Genomic DNA, 22,003 nt, shown 5'->3' on the forward strand with positions numbered 1-22,003 from the left:
GGGCGGCTCCGGTGTGTCTGTGCCGAGGGGTCCGCATAGGGGTCTCCGTGGGGTTCGTGGGCCCGTGGGGTGCGTGGGCCCCGTGGGGAGGGGGCGGTGGTCAGTCGGCGAGGGCCGTGCCGAAGCGCGGGCTGCCCGCGGTCGACACGCCTGCCGTCGTCGGGCCGAAACCGGTCGCGCCCGTGGTCGTGAGACCGGTCGCGGTGCCGCGCAGGAACCGGACCGAGCCGTCGCCGGAGTTCTCGCCCGGTGCGGACAGGGACAGGTCGGCGCGGCCGTCATCGGTGCCGGCCCGCGGTTCGCTCGAGTGGCCCGGTCGATTCAGCCGTTGACGTGGAAGCCGAACAGCGGGGTGCCGGCCGAGGAGATGCCGGCGGGGGTCAGGCCGATGCCGCGTCCGGCGGGGTCGATCTTCGTACCGTCGGAGTTGAAGACGACGGCGTAGCCGTTGTTCGCGTTCTCCCAGGGGAGGCCGACCGTGAGGTCGGCCTTTCCGTCGCCGGTGACGTCGGAGAGCAGGACCTCGCCGCCGAAGCCGTCGCCCTCCTCGCTGGTGCCGGGGACGCCCGGGGTGTTCTGTTCCAGGGCCTGGGAGCCGGTGTCGCGCAGGCCGCCGTTCCAGCCGTAGATCACGGAGACCATGCCGGCGTCCTTGACCCCGTTCAGGTCCTCGCCCGGCGCGCCGACGACGAGGTCGTCGTGGCCGTCGCCGTTGATGTCGCCGAGGGAGACCTCGTAGCCGAAGTTGTCGCCCTTCTCGTTGCTGCCGGGGACGCCCGCCGTGTTCTGGCTGATGGTCTCGGCGGCGCCCTCGGGGCCGCCCGCCGTCCCGTAGACGATCTTGACGGCCCCGCCCTTGGCGACGCCCGCGCTGTTCGCGCCGGCGTCCCAGCTGTTGCCGATGACGATGTCGCCGTGGCCGTCGCCGTCCACGTCGCCGATGTCGGAGATGACTCCGGCGGGCAGCTTCTGCGCGCCCGACCTCGTCACACCGGAGGAGGAGCCGGGCAGCCAGTAGTTGGCGTTGTACGAGTACTCGCCGTCGCTGTCGCCCTCGTAGCCGTCCACGACCAGGTCGGTCCGGCCGTCGGCGTCGATGTCGCCCGGGGTGAGGTTGAAGATGTCCAGGCCCTTCACCTTGAGGATGGGGGCCGTGACGCTGTAACGGCCTCCGGTGGAGCCCGACTTGGTGAAGCCGCCGCGGTAGATGTCGACCTTGTCGATGTCGGACGCGATCGCGAGGTCGTCCCGGCCGTCGCCGTTGTAGTCGCCGGCCGCGACCACCTGGCCGAACCAGTCGTGGGTGGAGCGGGCCGGGTCGGAGACCGTGGTGCCGCCCGACAGGCCACCGGAGCCGCCCCACAGGATGACCACGGTGCCGCCGTCGGTGTCCGAGCCGGCGTCCTCGCCCGGCGCGCCCACGGCGAGGTCGGCGTAGCCGTCGCCGTTGTAGTCGCCGGGGGCGGTGTGGCTGCCGAACTGGTCGCCCTTCTCCGCGGTGCCGGGGACGCCGGCGCTGTTCTGGTGCAGGGTCTGGATCTTCTTGGCGCCGGCGCCGCCCGGGGAGCCGTACAGGATGGTGACGACTCCGGCCTTGGACTTGCCGTTGACGGAGGCGAGGGGGGCGGTGACGGCGACGTCCCGGTAGCCGTCGCCGTTGAAGTCGCCGTCGAGGCCCGGGGCGGCGGCCGCGGGTCCGGCCGTGGCGACGAGCAGGCCGCCGGTGAGCGCGGCCGCCGTGGCGGTCGCCAGAGTGATGCTGAGCTTCTTGCGCATGGGTCTCCTGCCCTGGGCGGGACGGCCGCCGGCTGCGGCGTCCCGTGCCGGTGCGGTGGGTCACCCGTGTTCGTCCTGGAGGGATCACGGGTTCACCGGGTGATCACCCGGCGATCACCGTCAAGGAGACCGGCGAGGGGCGGGGAGGGTTGTACGTGGACATGACGAAAGTGGGGGTGGGTGCGCGGCGGGTGCGCACGCGGTCTCCCTTCCCGGACGCCCGCGTCACCGAGGAACCGGGGCGTGTGCCACGCGGGCCCCGTCCGCGGGGGACCCGGCGCCCGCGGCGCACGACAGCGCCCCGCCGCCGGCCGGAGCCGGGACGGGGCGCTGGAGGAGGGACCGGACCGGTTACTTCACCGGCTCGGGCTCCGGGGTGTTCTCGCTCTCCGCCTCACCGGCGGGGTCGAGCGGCGTCTTGACGGACTCCAGCAGGAGCTGGGCGACGTCGACGACCTGGATGGACTCCTTCGCCTTGCCGTCGTTCTTCTTGCCGTTGACCGAGTCGGTCAGCATGACCAGGCAGAACGGGCAGGCGGTGGAGACGATGTCGGGGTTCAGGGCGAGGGCCTCGTCGACGCGTTCGTCGTTGATGCGCTTGCCGATCCGCTCCTCCATCCACATCCGCGCGCCGCCGGCGCCGCAGCAGAAGCCGCGCTCCTTGTGGCGGTGCATCTCCTCGTTGCGCAGGCCCGGGACGTTGGCGATGATCTCGCGCGGAGGCGTGTAGATCTTGTTGTGCCGGCCCAGGTAGCACGGGTCGTGGTAGGTGATGAGGCCCTCGACCGGGGTGACCGGGATCAGCTTGCCCTCGTCCACCAGGTGCTGGAGCAGCTGGGTGTGGTGGATGACCTCGTAGTCGCCGCCGAGCTGCGGGTACTCGTTGCCGAGGGTGTTGAGGCAGTGCGGGCAGGTGGCGACGATCTTCTTCGCCGACTTGGGCTTCCTCGACTCCTCGGTGACGTTGCCCTCGTCGTCCGTCTCCTCGCCGAAGGCCATGTTCAGCGACATGACGTTCTCCATGCCGAGCTCCTGGAACAGGGGCTCGTTGCCGAGGCGGCGGGCGGAGTCACCGGTGCACTTCTCGTCGCCGCCCATGATCGCGAACTTGACGCCCGCGATGTGCAGCAGCTCGGCGAAGGCCTTGGTGGTCTTCTTGGCGCGGTCCTCGAGGGCGCCGGCGCAGCCGACCCAGTACAGGTACTCGACCTCGGACAGGTCCTCGATGTCCCTGCCGACGACCGGGATCTCGAAGTCGACCTCCTTGGTCCACTCCAGGCGCTGCTTCTTCGCCAGGCCCCAGGGGTTGCCCTTCTTCTCCAGGTTCTTGAGCATCGTGCCCGCCTCGGACGGGAAGGAGCTCTCGATCATCACCTGGTAGCGGCGCATGTCGACGATGTGGTCGACGTGCTCGATGTCGACCGGGCACTGCTCGACGCAGGCGCCGCAGGTGGTGCAGGACCACAGGACGTCCGGGTCGATGACGCCGTTCTCTTCCAGGGTGCCGATCAGCGGGCGCTCGGCCTCGGCCAGCGCGGCGGCGGGCACGTCCTTCAGGGCCTCGGCCGACGCCTTCTCCTCGCCCTCCATGGTCTTGCCGCCGCCGGCCAGCAGGTACGGGGCCTTGGCGTGCGCGTGGTCGCGCAGCGACATGATCAGCAGCTTGGGGGAGAGCGGCTTGCCGGTGTTCCAGGCGGGGCACTGCGACTGGCAGCGCCCGCACTCGGTGCAGGTGGAGAAGTCCAGCAGGCCCTTCCAGGAGAACTGCTCGACCTGGGAGACGCCGAAGACGTCGTCGTCGCCGGGGTCGGTGAAGTCGATCGGCTTGCCGCCCGACGTCATCGGCTGCAGGGCGCCGAGGGCGACGTCGCCGTCGGCCTCGCGCTTGAACCAGATGTTCGGGAAGGCGAGGAAGCGGTGCCAGGCCACACCCATGTTGGTGTTGAGCGAGACCACGATCATCCACACGAACGAGGTCCCGATCTTGATCGTGGCGACCAGGTAGACCAGGTTCTGCAGCGTCTCGACGGACAGGCCGTCGAAGGCGAGCACCAGCGGGTAGGAGGCGAAGTACGCCGCCTCGTAGCCGTCCACGTGGTGCAGTGCGCCCTCGAGGCCGCGCAGCACGTAGATGGCGAGGCCGATGGTGAGGATGACGTACTCGACGAAGTACGCCTGACCCGACTTGGAACCGGCGAAGCGGGACTTGCGGCCCGGACGCGACGGCAGGCTCAGCAGACGGATGACGATGAGCACGGCGATGCCGAGCACGGTCATCACGCCGATGAACTCGATGTACATCTCGAACGGCAGGAAGCCGCCGATGACCGGCAGCACCCAGTCGGCCTGGAAGAGCTGGCCGAACGCCTGGGCGAGGGTCGGCGGCAGCGTCAGGAAGCCGACGGCCACGAACCAGTGGGCGATGCCGACGACACCCCACCGGTTCATGCGCGTGTGACCGAGGAACTCCTTCACCAGGGTCACGCTGCGCTGGTAGGGATTGTCGGTCCGGGTGCCGGCCGGGACCGGCTGGCCCAGCTTGAAGTACCGGACGAACTGGCCGATCGCGCGCGCGAGCAGGGCAGCGCCGACCACGGCCAGGACCAGCGACACGATGATCGCGGCGAGTTGCATGGGGGCTCCTCGGGCCTGCGAGGGTTTGGTCGGGGGGCTCCTGCCACGGAATTCCCGACATTACTAAGCGGTAACTTATGCAGTCCGTTTGAGACTACCCCTAACCCCAGCCGCACTGTAGTCGGGTGCGGGGTGATCTGAATCGCTGAGGCTTGCCTTGGGAGGCGCCCCGGCCGCGGCCGCGTGACGACCGCCAAAGCGGGGCATACGCCACTAACTTATATCCGTGACGCACACTTGTATCCGCGTACCGCTGTCCTGATGTCGCCGTCATGCCGCCGTCCCGGGCGGTCCGCGGGTGCATCCGCGTCCCCGCGCGGGGCTCTCGACCGCCACCGCCGCTGCCACCGCGTGCCGTCGCCGCCCCGGCCGCGTCGTCGCCGACGTCGTCACCGGTGCGACCGCCGAGAGGGCTGCGGCATCGCCGCGACATCGCCGTCGATGCCGCCGGTGCCCCGCTCCTGGCGGGTGACTCCCGCCTCACTCTCGCGCGGAACCGCAGTTCAGCGCCTGGTTGCGCGTAAGGAACGGATAAGAGTTGAGTCTGGCCGACTCAGCTCTGTTGACCCGACGCCGGACGTCAGGCATGCTTGAGCCTGTTCCACTCAAGTCAGCTGGAGGAATCGAAATGGCACGTGCGGTCGGCATCGACCTGGGCACGACTAACTCCGTCGTCAGCGTTCTGGAGGGCGGCGAGCCCACCGTCATCACCAACGCCGAGGGCGCCAGGACCACGCCTTCCGTCGTCGCCTTCGCGAAGAACGGCGAGGTGCTGGTCGGCGAGGTGGCCAAGCGGCAGGCCGTGACCAACGTCGACAGGACCATCCGGTCGGTCAAGCGCCACATGGGCACCGACTGGAAGATCAACCTGGACGGCAAGGACTTCAACCCGCAGCAGATGAGCGCCTTCGTGCTCCAGAAGCTGAAGCGGGACGCCGAGGCGTACCTGGGCGAGAAGGTGACCGACGCGGTCATCACCGTCCCGGCGTACTTCAACGACGCGGAGCGCCAGGCGACCAAGGAGGCCGGCGAGATCGCGGGCCTGAACGTGCTGCGCATCGTCAACGAGCCGACGGCCGCCGCCCTGGCGTACGGCCTCGACAAGGACGAGCAGGTCATCCTGGTCTTCGACCTCGGTGGCGGTACGTTCGACGTCTCGCTGCTGGAGATCGGCGACGGCGTCGTCGAGGTGAAGGCCACCAACGGTGACAACAACCTCGGTGGTGACGACTGGGACCAGCGCGTCGTCGACTACCTGGTCAAGCAGTTCCAGGCCGGGCACGGCGTGGACCTGGGCAAGGACAAGATGGCGCTCCAGCGCCTCCGTGAGGCCGCCGAGAAGGCCAAGATCGAGCTGTCCGCGTCCACCGAGACCACGATCAACCTCCCCTACATCACCGCCTCCGCCGAGGGCCCCCTGCACCTCGACGAGAAGCTGACCCGCGCCCAGTTCCAGCAGCTGACCGCGGACCTGCTGGAGCGCTGCAAGACGCCGTTCAACAACGTCGTCAAGGACGCCGGCATCGCGCTGTCCGAGATCGACCACGTCGTTCTCGTCGGTGGCTCCACCCGTATGCCCGCCGTCGCCGAGCTCGTCAAGGAGATGACCGGCGGCAAGGAGGCCAACAAGGGCGTCAACCCGGACGAGGTCGTCTCGATCGGTGCCGCGCTCCAGGCCGGTGTCCTCAAGGGCGAGGTCAAGGACGTCCTGCTGCTCGACGTCACCCCGCTGTCCCTCGGTATCGAGACCAAGGGCGGCATCATGACCAAGCTGATCGAGCGCAACACCACGATCCCGACCAAGCGCTCCGAGATCTTCACCACGGCCGAGGACAACCAGCCGTCGGTGCAGATCCAGGTCTACCAGGGCGAGCGCGAGATCGCGGCGTACAACAAGAAGCTCGGCATGTTCGAGCTGACCGGTCTGCCGCCGGCGCCGCGCGGCGTCCCGCAGATCGAGGTCTCCTTCGACATCGACGCCAACGGCATCATGCACGTCACGGCGAAGGACCTCGGCACCGGCAAGGAGCAGAAGATGACCGTCACCGGCGGCTCCTCGCTCCCGAAGGACGAGGTCGACCGCATGCGTGAGGAGGCCGAGCGGTACGCGGAGGAGGACCACCAGCGCCGCGAGGCCGCCGAGTCCCGCAACCAGGGCGAGCAGCTCGTCTACCAGACCGAGAAGTTCCTCGCGGACAACGAGGACAAGGTCCCCGGCGAGATCAAGACCGAGGTCGAGGCCGCCGTCGCCGAGCTGAAGGAGAAGCTCAAGGGCGACGACTCCGCCGAGATCCGCACCGCCACGGAGAAGGTCGCGGCCGTCTCCCAGAAGCTGGGCCAGGCCATGTACGCCGACGCGCAGGCCTCCCAGGCCGCGGGCGGCGGGGCCGGCGCCGGTGGGGCCAAGGCGGACGACGATGTGGTCGATGCCGAGATCGTGGACGACGAACGTAAGGACGGTGCGGCGTGACCGAGGAGACCCCGGGCTTCGACGAGCAGTCGCAGCAGCCCGACGTCCCCTCAGGCGTTCCGGCCGACGAGGCCGAGCCGAAGGCCGCCACCCCCTCTGCGGAGGAGGCGGCGGCCCCGGCCGGGGACTCGGGTCCCGACGCCGGGCTGGTGGCTCAGCTGGACCAGGTGCGTACGGCGCTCACCGAGCGCACCGCGGACCTCCAGCGGCTCCAGGCCGAGTACCAGAACTACCGCCGCCGGGTCGAGCGCGACCGGATCGCGGTCAAGGAGGTCGCCGCGGTGAACCTCATGACCGAGCTCCTGCCCGTGCTCGACGACATCGGCCGCGCGCGGGAGCACGGTGAGCTGGTCGGCGGGTTCAAGTCCGTCGCCGAGTCGCTGGAGTCGACCGTGGCGAAGATGGGCCTGCAGCTGTTCGGCAAGGAGGGCGAGCCCTTCGACCCGACGATCCACGAGGCCCTGATGCACTCCTACGCCCCGGACGTCACCGAGACGACGTGCGTGGCGATACTGCAGCCGGGGTACCGCATCGGCGAGCGCATCATCCGCCCCGCGCGGGTGGCCGTGGCGGAACCGCAGCCGGGTGCCCAACCGGGCAAGCCGGCCGAGGAGAGCACCGAGGCGGCGGCGGACGACAAGGAGACAGGTGGCCCTCAGGAGGGCTGACGCCTTCGCCGGCGTCCGCGGCACGCCGGCGGAGGCGGGCAGGACGAGCAGGTCAGGAGAGGAGGGACGTCGGGGATGAGTACCAAGGACTTCATCGAGAAGGACTACTACAAGGTCCTCGGCGTCCCTCAGGACGCCACCGAGGCCGAGATCAAGAAGGCGTACCGGAAGCTCGCCCGCGAGTACCACCCGGACGCCAACAAGGGCAACGCCAAGGCGGAGGAGCGGTTCAAGGAGATCTCCGAGGCGAACGACATCCTCGGCGACCCCAAGAAGCGCAAGGAGTACGACGAGGCCCGCTCGCTCTTCGGCAGCGGTGGTTTCCGTGCGGGGCCGGGCGCGGGCGGCGCCGGGTCGTTCAACTTCGACCTGGGTGACCTCTTCGGGGGCGGCCAGGGCGGTGGTCAGGGCGGCCAGGCCGGTGCCGGCGGCTTCGGCGGCGGGATCGGCGACGTCTTCGGCGGTCTGTTCAACCGCGGCGGCACGGGCACCACGCGTACCCAGCCCCGGCGCGGCCAGGACATCGAGTCCGAGGTCACCCTGAGCTTCACCGAGGCGATCGAGGGGGCGACGGTCCCGCTGCGGATGTCCTCCCAGCAGGCATGCAAGGCCTGTTCGGGGACCGGCGACAAGAACGGCACACCGCGCGTGTGCCCGACCTGCGTCGGCACCGGGCAGGTCGCCCGGGGCAGTGGCGGCGGCTTCTCGCTCACCGACCCGTGCCCCGACTGCAAGGGCCGCGGCCTGATCGCGGAGAACCCCTGCGACATCTGCAAGGGCAGCGGCCGGGCCAAGTCCTCGCGGACGATGCAGGTGCGCATCCCCGCGGGGGTCAGCGACGGTCAGCGGATCCGGCTGCGGGGCAAGGGCGCTCCGGGCGAGCGCGGCGGCCCGGCGGGCGACCTCTACGTGGTCGTGCACGTCGGCAGCCACCCGGTGTTCGGCCGCAAGGACGACAATCTCACCGTCACCGTCCCGGTCACCTACCCGGAGGCGGCGCTCGGCGGGGAGATCCGCGTCCCGACGCTCGGCGGTCCGCCGGTCACGCTGAAGCTGCCCCCGGGGACACCCAACGGGCGGACCATGCGGGCCCGCGGCAAGGGAGCGGTCCGCAAGGACGGCTCGCGCGGTGATCTGCTGGTCACCGTCGAGGTGAGTGTTCCCAAGGACCTGCCGGGGAAGGCTCGTGACGCGCTGGAGGCGTATCGCGAGGCGACCGCGGACGACGATCCGCGGGCGGAGTTGTTCCAGGCCGCGAAGGGAGCTTGAGGGCGATGGACGGTCGTCGACGCAATCCGTACGAACTGACGCAGGACACTCCGGTCTATGTCATTTCGGTGGCGGCCCAGCTCTCCGGGCTGCATCCGCAGACGCTGCGTCAGTACGACCGTCTGGGGCTGGTCTCCCCGGACCGCACCGCGGGCCGGGGCCGCCGCTACTCGGCCCGTGACATCGAGCTGCTCCGTCAGGTGCAGCAGCTGTCGCAGACCGAGGGCATCAACCTGGCGGGCATCAAGCGCATCATCGAACTGGAGAACCAGGTCGCCGCGCTTCAGGCCCGGGTGGCGGAGCTGGAGGGCGCCCTGGACGGCGTGGCCGCGACCATGCGGCAGCGCGAGGCGGCGGTGCACGCATCGTACCGCCGGGACCTGGTGCCGTACCAGGAGGTCCAGCAGACCAGCGCGCTGGTGGTGTGGCGGCCCAAGCGCCAGCAGCAGACCGACTGACGGCCGGCACCCGGTCCGGTCGTCGCCGGCCGGCGTGAAGGCGTCGGTCCGGGGCGCCGGTGCCGTGACGGAAGTGTCCCCGTGGGAAGGCTGCGGCCTGACGGAGAAGTTCCGTTTGGCGCAAAAGTGAAGTACCGGGTGGGGCCCGGAGGTTCGCCCGAACCTCCGGGCCCCACCTGTGTGCGGGCTGCTGACGGCACGTCACTCGGAGTCCCGGACGCTCCGTGTACGCCCCGCGCACGGCTGTGAGCAGCACGTGTATGCGCGTGTAGGAGATATGTGCGATTCTTTCGCCGAGCCCACACGACTTCAGCGCACGGTGCTGTGTTCATCTCGTTAAGTAGTTGGTCTTGACGCCACTGGTCGCTGGAGCGTTGGCTTTTCAGTCACATGGGCCGCAATGTTCTGCCCACGTCCAAAAACGTACTGAAGTGAGCCCTCGCATGCGTCGTATCGCCATATCAGTCGCCGTCACCTCGATGTCCGTCATGCTCGCCGGTTGCGGCGCACTCAACGCGACGGGGAGCAGCGACGGAGTGGGCCCCACCAAGGGGAACAAGGTCACCATCGGGCTCCTGCTGCCGGAGACGGCCAACACCCGGTACGAGCAGTTCGACTACCCCATCTTCAAGAAGAAGGTGGAGGAGCTCACCAGCGACAAGGGCAAGGTCGACTACGCCAACGCCGATGCGGACGCGGGCAAGCAGTCGAGCCAGATGCAGCAGATGATCGAGAACGAGGTCGACGTCATCGTGCTGGACGCGGTCGACGCGCACGCCATCGCCGAGGACGTGAAGAAGGCCAAGGACGCGGGCATCCCCGTCATCGCCTACGACCGGCTGGCCGAGGGCCCGATCGACGCGTACATCTCCTTCGACAACGAGCTGGTCGGCGAGGTCCAGGGCCGCTCCCTGCTGGAGGCGCTCGGCGGCGACGGCGAGGTCACCAGCAAGATCGTCATGATGAACGGCTCGCCGACCGACCCGAACGCCAAGCAGTTCAAGGCGGGGGCGCTGTCCGAGCTCCAGGACGCGGTGACCATCGCCAAGACCTACGACACCAAGGACTGGAAGCCGGAGAACGCCGAGGCCAACATGGCCGAGGCGATCGCCGAGATCGGCGCGGGCAACATCGTGGCGGTCTACTCCGCCAACGACGGCATGGCGGGCGGCGTCATCAAGGCGCTGAAGGCCGCCGGGGTGACCGAGATGCCCCCGATCACCGGTCAGGACGCCGAACTCGACGGCGTGCAGCGGATCCTCCTGGGCGACCAGTTCATGAGCGTCTACAAGTCCTACCCGACCGAGGCGGAGGCCGCCGCGGAGATGGCGGTGGCGCGGATCCAGGGCAAGGCCATCCAGTTCGACGCGCTGACCGGCGACCGCGTCGACAGCCCCACCGACAAGGACATTCCGGCGAAGCTGGTGCCCGTGGTCGCCCTGACCAAGGAGAACATCGCGGACACGGTCGTCGCCGACGGAATCTACAAGCTGTCGGACATCTGCACCGCCCCCTACAAGGAGGCGTGCGACAAGGCCGGGCTGAAGTAAGGCCTGTCCGGCGGCGGGTCTTCGGCCGCCGGACCGCGTCGACCGCCCTGTCGACCGCCCTGCCGGGGAGCGCGGACAGCCGCCCTCCCCGGCAGTGTTGTTCCCGCCCGCGCACGCCCCGCGTCCTCGCCCCGCACCCCGCCGTTCTCCCGCCGCTCATGTGGGGCCGACCACCGCCGGTTTGTTGCAATGTGGCGAGTCGAGGCAGGGGCATAGAAGGTCATACCGGCGGTTTCCGGCGACCGTGCCGACGGGAGCCGTGTTGCGGAGCCGGGTGGGTCCGCGCATAGTTGCGCATCGGAAAGTGGCTGAACCGAGGGTGGGACGGGCAATGGCCGGGCGCGGGACGGACGAGCATCCACATGGTGCTGACCGACTGTGCGACCTCGGGGATCGCGTGTACTCCCGGGCCGTACGGCGTGGGCGGGTGCCGCGCCGGGACGCGGAGCCGGTGCCCTGTCTGCTGGACCTGGCCCTGCTGCACCCGGACCCCGACGACATGGACTGGCTGGTGCCGACCGCCCCGCAGGAGGTCATGACCCGGCTGCTGCGCGGGATGTACGACGAGGTCAGTGCGAGCCATCGCCGGGTGGGTTCGGCCGTCGAGGCCTTCGAGTGGTACGCCGGCCTCGGCCGCGGGACGCAGTCACCGCAGGCCTTCGCCGCCTCGGCCGGGGAGGGCCCGGCGATCCGGGTGCTGGACGGGGTGGCCCGTATCCAGGCCGCGATGGACGAGGCGACGCAGGCGTGCACCACGGAGGTGCTGACGGTCCAGCCCGGCGGCATCCGGCGCGAGGCGGAGCTGTCGGAGGGCCTGCACCGGGCGACGGCGCTGCGCGGGCGCGGGGTGCGGATGCGGGACCTCTACACGCATGTGGCCCGGCACGGCCAGGGGCTGCACAGGTACCTGGAGCTGATGGGCGACGCGGTGGAGGCGCGGACGCTGGACGAGGTGACCGAGCGGCTGATCCTCTTCGACCGCACGGTCGCCTTCATCCCCGCCAACGCCGAGCGCTCGATGGCCCTGGAGCTGCGGCACCCGGCGCTGGTGGAGTACCTGGGCACGGTCTTCGAGCGGCTGTGGCGGCTCGCCCTCCCGCTGGCCGCCCCGCTCCCCGACACCGGTATCGAGGGCATCTCGCACCGGGAGCGGTCCATCGCGGCGCTGCTCGCGGAGGGCCATCAGGACGCGGTGATAGCGGAGCGGCTCGGGATCAGTGTGCGCACCTGCCGGGCCCACATCGCCCGGCTGTCGGAGACGCTGGGCGCGGCCAGCCGTACCCAGCTGGGCGTCAAAATGGCCCAGGCCGGCCTGGACGGCCCGCCGCGTTCGGCGGCGGTCTCCGCCTCCGTCACGATTCCTGATCGAGGATCCCGGACTGCCCGATGAGGTACCCGAGCTGAGCCCGGCTCCCGCTGCCCAAGGTGGTGGCGATCTTGGCGATGTGCACGCGGGCGGTGCGGACGTTCATGCCGAGGCGGTCGGCTATCACGGCGTCGGTGTGGCCTTCGACGAGGAGCGCGGCGATGGCGCGCTGGCGGGGCGTGACGCCGTTCAGCGTGGGCCTGCGGACCGCCTGGGGGTACATCGGTGTGGCCAGCCGCCAGAAACGGTCGAAGGCGGTGGCCAGGTAGCCGACGATCGTCGGGTGCCGGATCTCCAGCGCGACGCGGCCGTCACGGTCGGAGGGGACGAAGGCGACGGCCCGGTCGACGATGATGAGACGGTCGGTCACTTCGTCGAGCGTGCGGGCCTCCGCGTCGCCCCTCAACTGCTCGTAGCGCGCGATGACCATCAAGACGTGGCGCTGGCTGTGCGGGTACAGGGTGCGGATACGGCCGCCGCGGTCGAGGAAGGCCTGGTCGCGTTCCAGGGCGAGGGCCTGAGCCGCCACGCCGCGCCCGGAGCTGTAGTGGTTCCTGTGCGGCTGGATGCACAGGAGTTCGTCGGTCCCCTCCGCCAGAGCTTCGAAGAGGGCCCTGTTGATCCGCTCCGAGCCGCTGAGAACCCGGATCATCGGGGTGTCCGCCCCCGTTGCGCGGAGCCTGCCGATCCGCATGAGCGGCTGGAACGTCTCGGCCAGCCGCTCCTCGCGCCGCCGTTCGTCCGCGATCCGCGCCTCGCAGGCCCGCAGCATCCCGTGAAGGGCGACGGTCGGTTCGACGGGCTCCAGGCGGTTCAGATCGTCGACGGCCGGATGCAGCAGCCCGAAGTCGACCAGACAGGGAGCAGTGCGCGCCTCCTGCGCGCGGACGTGCCCCTCACGCAGGGAACGTGCGTACAACTCCACCCCCGCCCCGCACAGCTCCTCCCTTCCGTGGTCGTGCGTCTTCGCCGTCATGTGTGGCTCGCTCACCCCCGGTGCTCAGTTCTCCTGTTCGAGGATCCCCGACTGGGCGATGAGGTAACCCAGTTGGGCGCGGCTGCCACTGCCGAGGGCGGAGGCCAGCTTGGCTATGTGGGCGCGGCAGGTGCGGACGTTCATGCCCAGGCGCCGGGCGATGGCCTCGTCGACGTGGCCCTCCACGAGGAGCTTGGCGATGGAGTGCTGGATGTCCGTGAGGCCGTCCGAGGCCGGCTCGTACGGGGCGCCCATGCTCAGGGGGACCGCGCGGGTCCACATGAACTCGAAGACCTTGATCAGGTAGCGGACGAGACCGGGGTGGCGCAGTTCCAGGGCGACCTGACGGTCGTCGCGGGTGGGGATGAAGGCCACGGTCTCGTCGCAGATGACGAGCCGCTCCACGAGTTCGTCGATGGTGCGGTACTCCACCCTGCTGGTGTCGAACCGTGCCACGTACGCCAGCGTCTCGGGGCTGTGGCGGGCGGTGTGCTGGTAGAGGGTCCGGATGCGCACCCCCCGCTCGGTCATCTGCTGGTCGCGCTCCAGCCCTTGGGCGAGGGTGTGTTCCAGCCGACGGCCGCCCGGCTGGACGGTGAGCATCTCGGACCGGCACTGCGCGGTGGCCAGATCGAGGGCGGCGTTGATCCGGCCGAAGCCCTCCAGCACCGTGATCGAGTGGGTGGTCATCGACGTCTGGGCGCTGAGGGCCATGAACGGCTCGAAGGCGTCGGCCAGTTCGATCGACATCCGCCGGCGCTCGGTGATCTCCCGTTCCAGTGGGTTGAGCCGGTGGGCCAGGGCCACCGCCGGGGAGAGGGGGCGCAGCCAGGTGGGGTCGTCCGGGTCGGGATGCAGCAGGGCGAGCTCCATCAGGCAGGGAGCGGGCTCCACATCCGCACGGGCGATGCGGCCCGCGCGCAAAGCGTCGGCATAGAGACGGCTGCCGGCCTCGCACAGTTCGGTGACCGCATGGGGATGTGTCTTGTTCATCCGATTCATTGTCAAATCTCCACCCCACAGGGTCCTGAACATGCAGGAACATGATGCACCGATTGTGTGGCCACGACGTGCCCGAATGAGCCATCGTCGTACCTGACGGGGGAAAAGGGTGATCTTCGAGTGAGGACGAAGCCGACTATGCGCAAGAGAACGCTTCGCTCGGTGCTTGTCGCCGCATTCTCCGCCGTCGTGGCCTTCGGGGTGCTGAGTGGCCCGGCCGGCGCGAAGGGCGACGTCCGGGCGGACAGCAGCTGGGGACCAGTGGTGGGCGCCAACTCCGTATCCTTGGACAGCAGCTGGGGACCGGTGGTGGGCGCCGGCTCCATGGGCACGGCCGACAGCAGCTGGGGCTGAGTGATGACCACGCCTCCCGACGACCGATCCTTCCGCCGCGAGATGGCCACCGCCTACCGGTCCGGATGGCACTTCATCGACCTGGTCACCGCCATCCCCCACAGCGGTGACTCCCTGATGGTGACCGTGTTCGGTGAACCGGTCGTCGTCACGCGCGACGAGGACCAGGACGTACGGGCGTACCGGTGCCTGCGGCGGCCCCGTGGGGCGCCGCAGCCCGTGCGGTGTGCCATCCGGTACGGAATGATCTTTGTGAACCTGGACCAACGGGACCACGAGCAGGTGGAGTCCGACTCCCCCGCTTCCCGGACCATCTCGGCCACCCCCCGCAGTGCCTGACGCGATTCCCCCGTCGTAAAAGATCGCGCAGGTGCTTCCCCCCGCAGTGGCGTCACCGTGACCTGAACACGGTGACGCCACTGCAGTTTGCGGGGACATTTCCGGGTATGGGCGGGGCCGAGTGATGGCCGGAACCGGTCGTCGGACGCTACGGATCTTCACCCCTGCCTCACCCCTGCCCCTCGCGCGTGTGAGCGTGACGGCCATGATCTCCCGCGCCGGGTCCGGTACCGGCGGCGTCCGCCGCGCCGTACCTTCGCCGCGCGCCCCCGGTCGGTCCGCGCGAGGTGCCCGCCGCCCTCAGTGTCGCCCACGGCCGGCGTTGTCGTTCCCCGCGTGCGGGCCCGCCGTGCACCTTTCGCGTCCGCCGCGCCGTGCCTTCGCCTTCGCCTCGTGCCGTGACGCGCGCCGGGCCCCGTTTTCGTCGGGTGCGTGCCCGTGGCCGATGCGCGAGGGCGGTGATCGGGTCGGAAGCAGGAATGCCGGGAACTCGACCGGTCCGGCCCTCCTGTCCTCACCTTGAGTGGAATAGACTCAAGTTTGTGTACGCTGACCGAGTCAGCCAAGTCGATGTCGGCCGTGAGGGCCGCTGAACGGTCACCGCAAGGAGGAGAACGCGAACGTGGACGCCGAGCTGACCAACCGGAGCCGGGACGCGATCAACGCAGCCGGCAATCGGGCCCTGACCGGGGGACACCCCGACCTCACCCCCGCCCACCTGCTGCTCGCCCTGCTCGAAGGGCAGGACAACGAGAACATCACCGACCTGCTCGCCGCGGTCGACGCCGACCAGGCCGCCGTGCGCGCCGGGGCCGAGCGCGTCCTCGCCGGACTGCCGAGCGTCACCGGGTCCACCGTCGCCCCGCCCCAGCCCAACCGTGAGCTGCTCGCCGTCATCGCGGACGCCCAGTCCCGCGCCCGCGACCTGGGCGACGAGTACCTCTCCACCGAGCACCTGCTCCTGGGCATCGCCGCGAAGGGCGGCGCGGCCGGCGAGGTGCTGGCCGGGCAGGGCGCCACCGCGAAGAAGCTGCAGGCGGCCTTCCAGCAGACGAGAGGAGCCCGTCGGGTGACGACGGCCGACCCCGAGGGTCAGTACAAAGCCCTGGAGAAGTTCGGAACCGATCTCACCGAGGCTGCCCGCGAGGGCAGGCTCGACCCGGTGATCGGCCGGGACCAGGAGATCCGGCGGGTCGTGCAGGTGCTGTCCCGCCGCACCAAGAACAACCCCGTGCTCATCGGCGAGCCCGGCGTCGGCAAGACCGCCGTCGTCGAGGGGCTCGCCCAGCGGATCGTCAAGGGGGACGTGCCCGAGTCGCTGAAGGACAAGCGGCTGGTCGCGCTCGACCTGGGGGCGATGGTCGCCGGGGCCAAGTACCGCGGCGAGTTCGAGGAGCGGCTGAAGACCGTCCTCGCCGAGATCAAGGAGTCCGACGGGCAGATCGTCACCTTCATCGACGAGCTGCACACGGTCGTCGGCGCCGGTGCGGGCGGCGACTCCGCCATGGACGCCGGCAACATGCTCAAGCCGATGCTCGCCCGCGGCGAGCTGCGCATGGTCGGCGCCACCACCCTCGACGAGTACCGCGAGCGGATCGAGAAGGACCCGGCGCTGGAGCGGCGCTTCCAGCAGGTGCTGGTCGCCGAGCCGTCGGTCGAGGACTCCATCGCCATCCTGCGCGGCCTGAAGGGCCGCTACGAGGCGCACCACAAGGTGCAGATCGCCGACAGCGCGCTGGTGGCGGCGGCGACCCTCTCGGACCGCTACATCACCTCCCGCTTCCTGCCCGACAAGGCCATCGACCTGGTCGACGAGGCGGCTTCCCGGCTCCGCATGGAGATCGACTCCTCGCCCCTCGAGATCGACGAACTCCAGCGTTCCGTGGACCGGTTGAAGATGGAGGAACTGGCGATCGGCAAGGAGACCGACGCCGCCTCCCTCGAGCGCCTGGAGAAGCTGCGCCGCGACCTCGCCGACAAGGAGGAGGAGCTGCGCGGCCTCAACGCCCGCTGGGAGAAGGAGAAGCAGTCCCTGAACCGGGTCGGCGAGCTGAAGGAGAAGCTCGACGGTCTGCGCGGTCAGGCCGAACGCGCCCAGCGCGAGGGCGACTTCGACACCGCCTCCAAGCTGCTCTACGGCGAGATCCCCGGCCTGGAACGCGACCTGGAGGCCGCCTCCGAGGCCGAGGAGGAGGTCGCCAAGGACACCATGGTCAAGGAGGAGGTCGGCTCCGACGACATCGCGGACGTCGTCGCCTCCTGGACCGGCATCCCCGCCGGCCGCCTGCTGGAGGGCGAGACGCAGAAGCTGCTGCGCATGGAGGACGAGCTGGGCAAGCGGCTCATCGGCCAGAGCGAGGCCGTACGGGCGGTGTCGGACGCCGTACGCCGCAGCCGCGCCGGAATCGCGGACCCCGACCGCCCCACCGGCTCCTTCCTCTTCCTCGGCCCCACCGGCGTCGGCAAGACCGAACTGGCCAAGGCGCTCGCCGACTTCCTCTTCGACGACGAGCGGGCGATGGTTCGCATCGACATGTCGGAGTACGGCGAGAAGCACAGCGTGGCCCGCCTGGTCGGCGCCCCGCCCGGCTACGTCGGATACGAGGAGGGCGGCCAGCTCACCGAGTCCGTGCGCCGCCGCCCCTACAGCGTGGTGCTCCTCGACGAGGTGGAGAAGGCCCACCCCGAGGTCTTCGACATCCTGCTCCAGGTCCTCGACGACGGCCGCCTCACCGACGGCCAGGGCCGCACGGTCGACTTCCGCAACACGATCCTGGTGCTGACGTCCAACCTGGGCAGCCAGTTCCTGGTCGACCCGCTGACCACCGAGGAGCAGAAGAAGGAACAGGTCCTGGAAGTGGTCCGGACCTCCTTCAAGCCGGAGTTCATCAACCGGCTCGACGACCTGGTCGTCTTCTCGGCGCTGACCAAGCCCGAGCTGGAGCGCATCGCCGCACTGCAGCTCGACCGGCTGGGCCGCCGCCTCGCCGAACGCCGGCTCACCCTGGACGTCACTCCCGAGGCGCTGGCCTGGCTGGCGGACGAGGGCATGGACCCGGCCTACGGCGCCCGCCCGCTGCGCCGCCTGGTGCAGACCGCCATCGGCGACCGGCTCGCCAAGGAGATCCTGTCCGGCGAGATCAAGGACGGCGACAGGGTCCGCGTGGACCGCGCCGGCGAGGGCCTCCTGGTGGGCCCGGCCACGGTCAAGACGCTGTAATACCCCCCAGGGGTACGGTCTCCATGGTCATCGAAATGTGATCATGGAGACCGGCGCGTGGGGAGACCTCTCGGCCAGGCAGGTTGCCCGGCACGTGCCAAGAGAGAGAGGGTGGGACGTACGTCTGGTCCCATCCACGGCCGGACGCCAGACGACCGCAGGAGAGTCCCAGATGTCCATCGACCCGTCCTCGATTCCTAGCTTCGGGGGCCAGCAGCCGGAGCCGCAGCCCCAGGGCCCCGCGGGCCCCGTCGTCCCGGATCAGGACCTCGTGAAGCAGCTCCTCGACCAGATGGAGCTCAAGTACGTCGTCGACGACGAGGGTGACCTCGCGGCGCCGTGGGAGCAGTTCCGTACCTACTTCATGTTCCGCGGGGAGGACGACCAGCAGATCTTCTCCGTGCGGACCTTCTACGACCGGCCGCACGGGATCGAGGAGAAGCAGCAGCTCCTCGAGTCGATCGACGACTGGAACCGCCGCACCCTGTGGCCCAAGGTCTACACCCACACCCATGACGACGGCACCGTCCGCCTCATCGGTGAGGCCCAGATGCTGATCGGCACGGGCGTCAGCCTGGAGCACTTCGTCTCGTCGACGGTCAGCTGGGTGCGGGCCGCGATCGAGTTCGACAAGTGGCTCGTCGAGCAGCTCGGCCTGGAGCAGGAGATCGACGAGGCGGCGAAGCCCGAGGACGACGAGGAGTAGAAGCCCTCGGCTTCCCGCCCGCGTACGCACGAAGGAGCCCGGCTCCGGACCGACCCCAGGGTCGCCCGGATCCGGGCTCCTCCGGTTTCCCACAGGCCCGCTGCCCGCACCTTCTTGCCCGGGGGCGGCAGAGGGCGTGCTTACCCGGGGTGGCAGAGGGCGTGGTCGACGAGATCGCGCAGCGCGTTCTCCTGGCGGTCCGCCGTGTCCGGATCTCCCGGCCGGCTGTGCGCGGAGACGGTGATGCTGCGACGGCCGTCCGTCGTGGTGGCGGCCCGGACGAGATAACCGAAGCCGCTTCCCCCGTGACCGAGGTAACCGCCGCCGCAGGACAAGGGCGTGAAGAACAGTCCCAGGCCGCTCCGGGTGCCCACGGGATGGCCGCTGTCCCGAGGCATGGGGACGGTGGCCCGCATGGTGGCGAGGGTGGCGGGTTTCAGCAGCCGTCCCCGGGTCAGGGCGGTGAAGAAGCGGTTGAGGTCACGGGCCGTGCCCGTCATCGATCCGTCGGCCCCGAGGTCGAAGGGACGGTAGGGGATCGTGGTGTCGACCATCGGGCCGTCCGGGGTGAACTGCTGGTAGTTGGCCGCGTGGGGCTGCGGCAGGAAGGGCCGGGTGCCGGGGATGTCCGTGTGACGCAGCCCGAGAGGGCGCAGGATGCGGTCGCGGACCTGCTGCTCCCAGGAGCGGCCGGTGACCTTCTCGATGACCATCCCGGCGAGTACGTAGTTCGTGTTGGAGTACTCCCAGTCCGTTCCCGGAGGGAAGGCGGGCTCGTGGCGCATGGCCATGGCGACCAGCTGTGCGGGCCGGTAGGCGTGCCACCGATGGGCGTAGTACGTTTCGGCGCTGTGGCCGGGGAACGCGTCGGCCGTGTAGTCGTACAGTCCGCTGGTGTGCTGCAGCAGGTCGCGGAGCGTGATGGTACGACCGTCGTTCCCGGCGCCGGTCACCACCCCGGGCAGTAATTCCTCCACCGTCCGGTCGAGCGTCAGCCGCTTCTCCTCCACCAGTTGCAGCACGACGGTCGCGACGAACGTCTTGGTGACACTGCCCAGACGCAGATGGCCGTCCTCAGGAACCGGGCGACCACTGACCAGGTCACCCACACCGGAGCGGGCGGAGACGGTCCCCCGGGGGGTCTCCAGACGGACCGAGACCCCCGTGACTCCGGTGGCACGCAGCGCGTCGGCGTCGTGCCGCACGGACCGGTCCACGGCGGAAGGACGCGGTGGGGGTGACGAGGCCGCTGCGGACGGGGAAGCCGACACGGCCAGCGCCAGAACGGCGGCGGACAAGGACAAGCGACGAAGAATCATGGCCCGAGGCTAGGAACAACCCGTTCCACCGGCCATCAGGGCCGCCCCCCGACCTGTCGGGTGCTACCGGGGTGGACGCAGGCCGGCATATACCAACTGCCCGGTATCGAAGGCGTCAAGGCCATGGCCGAGGAGTCGGCCGGACTCCGGCAGCGGGCGAAGCCGATCTGGGGCTGCCACCGGACGCATCACGATCCCCGGCCCGCCGACATGTCGATCGGCCTGGGCAGCCACGGCCTCGGAGCGGCCGCGTTCTCCGCCGCGCCGTATCGCGCCGGGCTCTTTCTTCCCCCGGCCCTCACCGGCGGCAACAGCCCCGCCACCGCCCAGGTGGTCCCGCGCGGGGAGGCCGTGTGCTTCCGGGAGCACGCCGTCGAACTCGGCGTCCCCGCCCCGGCCGTCCTGCCGGGGCCGGCGCGGGGAACACCGGCCGGAACATCACCCTGTCACGCGCCGCGCCGTTCGCGGGTTCAGGCTGCCAGGCGCCGCAGCCGGCCGACGGCCTCGTGGAGAACGTCGTCCCTCTTGCAGAAGGCGAAGCGGACCTGGCTCCGACCGGCTTCCGGATCGTCGTAGAAGACGGACACGGGGACGGCGACGACACCGCAGCGTTCGGGGAGGGCGCGGCAGAAGGCATAGGCGTCCTTCTCTCCGAAGGAGGCGATGTCGGTGGTGATGAAGTACGTGCCCCGGGGCTGGTAGACCTCGAAGCCGGCGGAGCGCAGACCGTCACCGAGCAGATCGCGCTTGCGCCGGTGGGCGGCGCGGAAGTCGTCGAAGTACGACTCCGGCAGCGCGAGTGCCTCGGCGACGGCGTACTGGAACGGGCCCGCGGAGACGTACGTCAGGTACTGCTTCGCCGAGCGGACCGCCGTCACCAGCTCGGGCGTTCCCGTCACCCAGCCGACCTTCCAGCCGGTGAAGGAGAAGGTTTTTCCCGCCGAGCTGATGGTGACCGTGCGGTCCCGCATGCCCGGGAAGGTCGCCAGGGGTACGTGTGCGGCGTCGTCGAAGACCAGGTGCTCGTACACCTCGTCCGTCACCACCAGCAGGTCGCGCTCCACCGCCAGCTCGGCGATCGCGGCCAGCTCCTCGCGGGTGAGGACGGTGCCGGTCGGGTTGTGGGGGGTGTTGACCAGCAGCAGGCGGGTGCGGTCGGTGACGGCGTCGCGCAGTTCGTCGAGGTCGAGGTGGAAGCGGCCCTCGCGGGGGCGCAGGGTGACCGGTACGCGCGTGGCGCCCGCCATCGCGACGCAGGCCGCGTACGAGTCGTAGTACGGCTCCAGGGCGACCACCTCGTCGCCCGGCTCCAGCAGGGCGAGCAGTGACGCGGCGATCGCCTCGGTGGCGCCCGCGGTGACCAGGACCTCCGTGTCGGGATCGACGGACAGGCCGTAGCGGCGCTGCTGGTGCGCGGCGATCGCGGTGCGCAGTTCGGGGATGCCGGGGCCGGGCGGGTACTGGTTGCCGCGGCCGTCCCGCAGGGCCCGCACCGCCGCCTCCCTGACCTCCTCGGGGCCGTCGGTGTCCGGGAAGCCCTGGCCCAGGTTGATGGAGCCGGTGCGCAGAGCCAGGGCGGACATCTCGGCGAAGATCGTGGTCCCGAACCCGGCGAGCCGGCGGTTCAGGAGGGGGCGCGCGCTGGAGGTCATGCCCGCCATCCTGCGCCGAACCTCTGGAGTTGCTCAACTCTGCTTTGGACCGTGCGGGCATCGGGCATCTCCCGTCCACACGCGTGAGCGAGGCGCCCACGGGGGGTCGCTTCGGGTGCATCACGGGGGAACGAAAGGACGGTGGCTCATGGTCATCGGCATCATCCTGGCCTTGGTCTTCGCGTTGGTCATCGTGTTCGTGGTGGCGGCGGGACGTCGGCGCCCTGCGAGCCGGTCGCGCCGC

Annotated in this window: 16 protein-coding genes; 10 read left to right on the forward strand and 6 right to left on the reverse strand. The window is 70.1% G+C overall.

The features are described 5' to 3' along the window. Positions 1–321: 321 nt before the first annotated feature. On the reverse strand, positions 322–1,776 hold the full coding sequence (locus tag AOK11_RS17755; RefSeq protein ID WP_055594696.1) for an FG-GAP-like repeat-containing protein: 1,455 nt from the start codon (positions 1,774–1,776) through the stop codon (positions 322–324). Between the two features lie 351 nt (positions 1,777–2,127). Further along, positions 2,128–4,410 carry a (Fe-S)-binding protein gene (locus AOK11_RS17760; protein ID WP_055594697.1) on the reverse strand — a complete coding sequence of 761 codons (2,283 nt, stop codon included), beginning with the start codon at positions 4,408–4,410 and terminating at the stop codon, positions 2,128–2,130. A gap of 628 nt (positions 4,411–5,038) precedes the next feature. Between AOK11_RS17760 and dnaK the strand changes: the two genes are divergently transcribed. The 6 genes from dnaK to AOK11_RS17790 all read left to right on the forward strand — a co-directional run bounded on the left by dnaK (position 5,039) and on the right by AOK11_RS17790 (position 12,215). Further along, positions 5,039–6,880: a molecular chaperone DnaK gene (gene dnaK / locus AOK11_RS17765; RefSeq protein ID WP_055594698.1), complete on the forward strand. Its 1,842-nt coding sequence runs from the start codon at positions 5,039–5,041 to the stop codon at positions 6,878–6,880. Beyond that, positions 6,877–7,548, forward strand: coding sequence for a nucleotide exchange factor GrpE (gene grpE, locus AOK11_RS17770; protein WP_055594699.1), 672 nt, complete (start codon positions 6,877–6,879; stop codon positions 7,546–7,548). The genes dnaK and grpE overlap by 4 nt, the downstream gene beginning before the upstream one ends. Before the next feature lie 75 nt (positions 7,549–7,623). Next, on the forward strand, positions 7,624–8,817 hold the full coding sequence (gene dnaJ / locus AOK11_RS17775) for a molecular chaperone DnaJ (RefSeq protein ID WP_055594700.1): 1,194 nt from the start codon (positions 7,624–7,626) through the stop codon (positions 8,815–8,817). 5 nt (positions 8,818–8,822) lie between these two features. Next, complete coding sequence (locus tag AOK11_RS17780) at positions 8,823–9,275, forward strand: heat shock protein transcriptional repressor HspR (protein WP_055594701.1); 453 nt, start codon at positions 8,823–8,825, stop codon at positions 9,273–9,275. Between the two features lie 443 nt (positions 9,276–9,718). After that, entirely contained in the window at positions 9,719–10,825 is a 1,107-nt protein-coding gene (locus tag AOK11_RS17785) for a sugar ABC transporter substrate-binding protein (protein WP_055594702.1), read from the forward strand. 331 nt (positions 10,826–11,156) lie between these two features. Then, positions 11,157–12,215 (forward strand): helix-turn-helix transcriptional regulator, encoded by a 1,059-nt coding sequence (locus AOK11_RS17790; protein WP_055594703.1) that lies wholly within the window; start codon positions 11,157–11,159, stop codon positions 12,213–12,215. On the opposite strand, the gene AOK11_RS17795 is transcribed toward AOK11_RS17790, so the two are convergent. Continuing rightward, a complete protein-coding gene (locus tag AOK11_RS17795) occupies positions 12,178–13,167 on the reverse strand; it encodes a helix-turn-helix transcriptional regulator (RefSeq protein ID WP_055594704.1) in 990 nt (329 codons plus the stop codon). The two genes, AOK11_RS17790 and AOK11_RS17795, sit on opposite strands and share 38 nt — an antisense overlap. A gap of 24 nt (positions 13,168–13,191) precedes the next feature. Continuing rightward, positions 13,192–14,160, reverse strand: coding sequence for a helix-turn-helix domain-containing protein (locus AOK11_RS17800; protein ID WP_055594705.1), 969 nt, complete (start codon positions 14,158–14,160; stop codon positions 13,192–13,194). Positions 14,161–14,331: 171 nt separating this feature from the next. Between AOK11_RS17800 and AOK11_RS17805 the strand changes: the two genes are divergently transcribed. From AOK11_RS17805 to AOK11_RS17820, 4 genes are all read left to right on the forward strand, one after another. After that, entirely contained in the window at positions 14,332–14,523 is a 192-nt protein-coding gene (locus tag AOK11_RS17805) for a hypothetical protein (protein WP_055594710.1), read from the forward strand. A 3-nt stretch (positions 14,524–14,526) separates the two neighbouring features. After that, entirely contained in the window at positions 14,527–14,862 is a 336-nt protein-coding gene (locus AOK11_RS17810) for a Rieske (2Fe-2S) protein (protein WP_055594706.1), read from the forward strand. 622 nt (positions 14,863–15,484) lie between these two features. Next, positions 15,485–18,082: an ATP-dependent chaperone ClpB gene (clpB, locus tag AOK11_RS17815; protein ID WP_055594707.1), complete on the forward strand. Its 2,598-nt coding sequence runs from the start codon at positions 15,485–15,487 to the stop codon at positions 18,080–18,082. Positions 18,083–18,254: 172 nt separating this feature from the next. Continuing rightward, complete coding sequence (locus AOK11_RS17820; RefSeq protein WP_055594708.1) at positions 18,255–18,788, forward strand: type III secretion system chaperone family protein; 534 nt, start codon at positions 18,255–18,257, stop codon at positions 18,786–18,788. A 140-nt stretch (positions 18,789–18,928) separates the two neighbouring features. On the opposite strand, the gene AOK11_RS17825 is transcribed toward AOK11_RS17820, so the two are convergent. Then, positions 18,929–20,107: a serine hydrolase domain-containing protein gene (locus AOK11_RS17825; protein ID WP_079034925.1), complete on the reverse strand. Its 1,179-nt coding sequence runs from the start codon at positions 20,105–20,107 to the stop codon at positions 18,929–18,931. A gap of 470 nt (positions 20,108–20,577) precedes the next feature. Then, positions 20,578–21,768: a pyridoxal phosphate-dependent aminotransferase gene (locus AOK11_RS17830; protein WP_055594709.1), complete on the reverse strand. Its 1,191-nt coding sequence runs from the start codon at positions 21,766–21,768 to the stop codon at positions 20,578–20,580. Between the last annotated feature and the right edge of the window lie 235 nt (positions 21,769–22,003).

The sequence above is a fragment of the Streptomyces hirsutus genome (assembly GCF_001418415.1).
GTDB lineage: Bacteria > Actinomycetota > Actinomycetes > Streptomycetales > Streptomycetaceae > Streptomyces > Streptomyces hirsutus.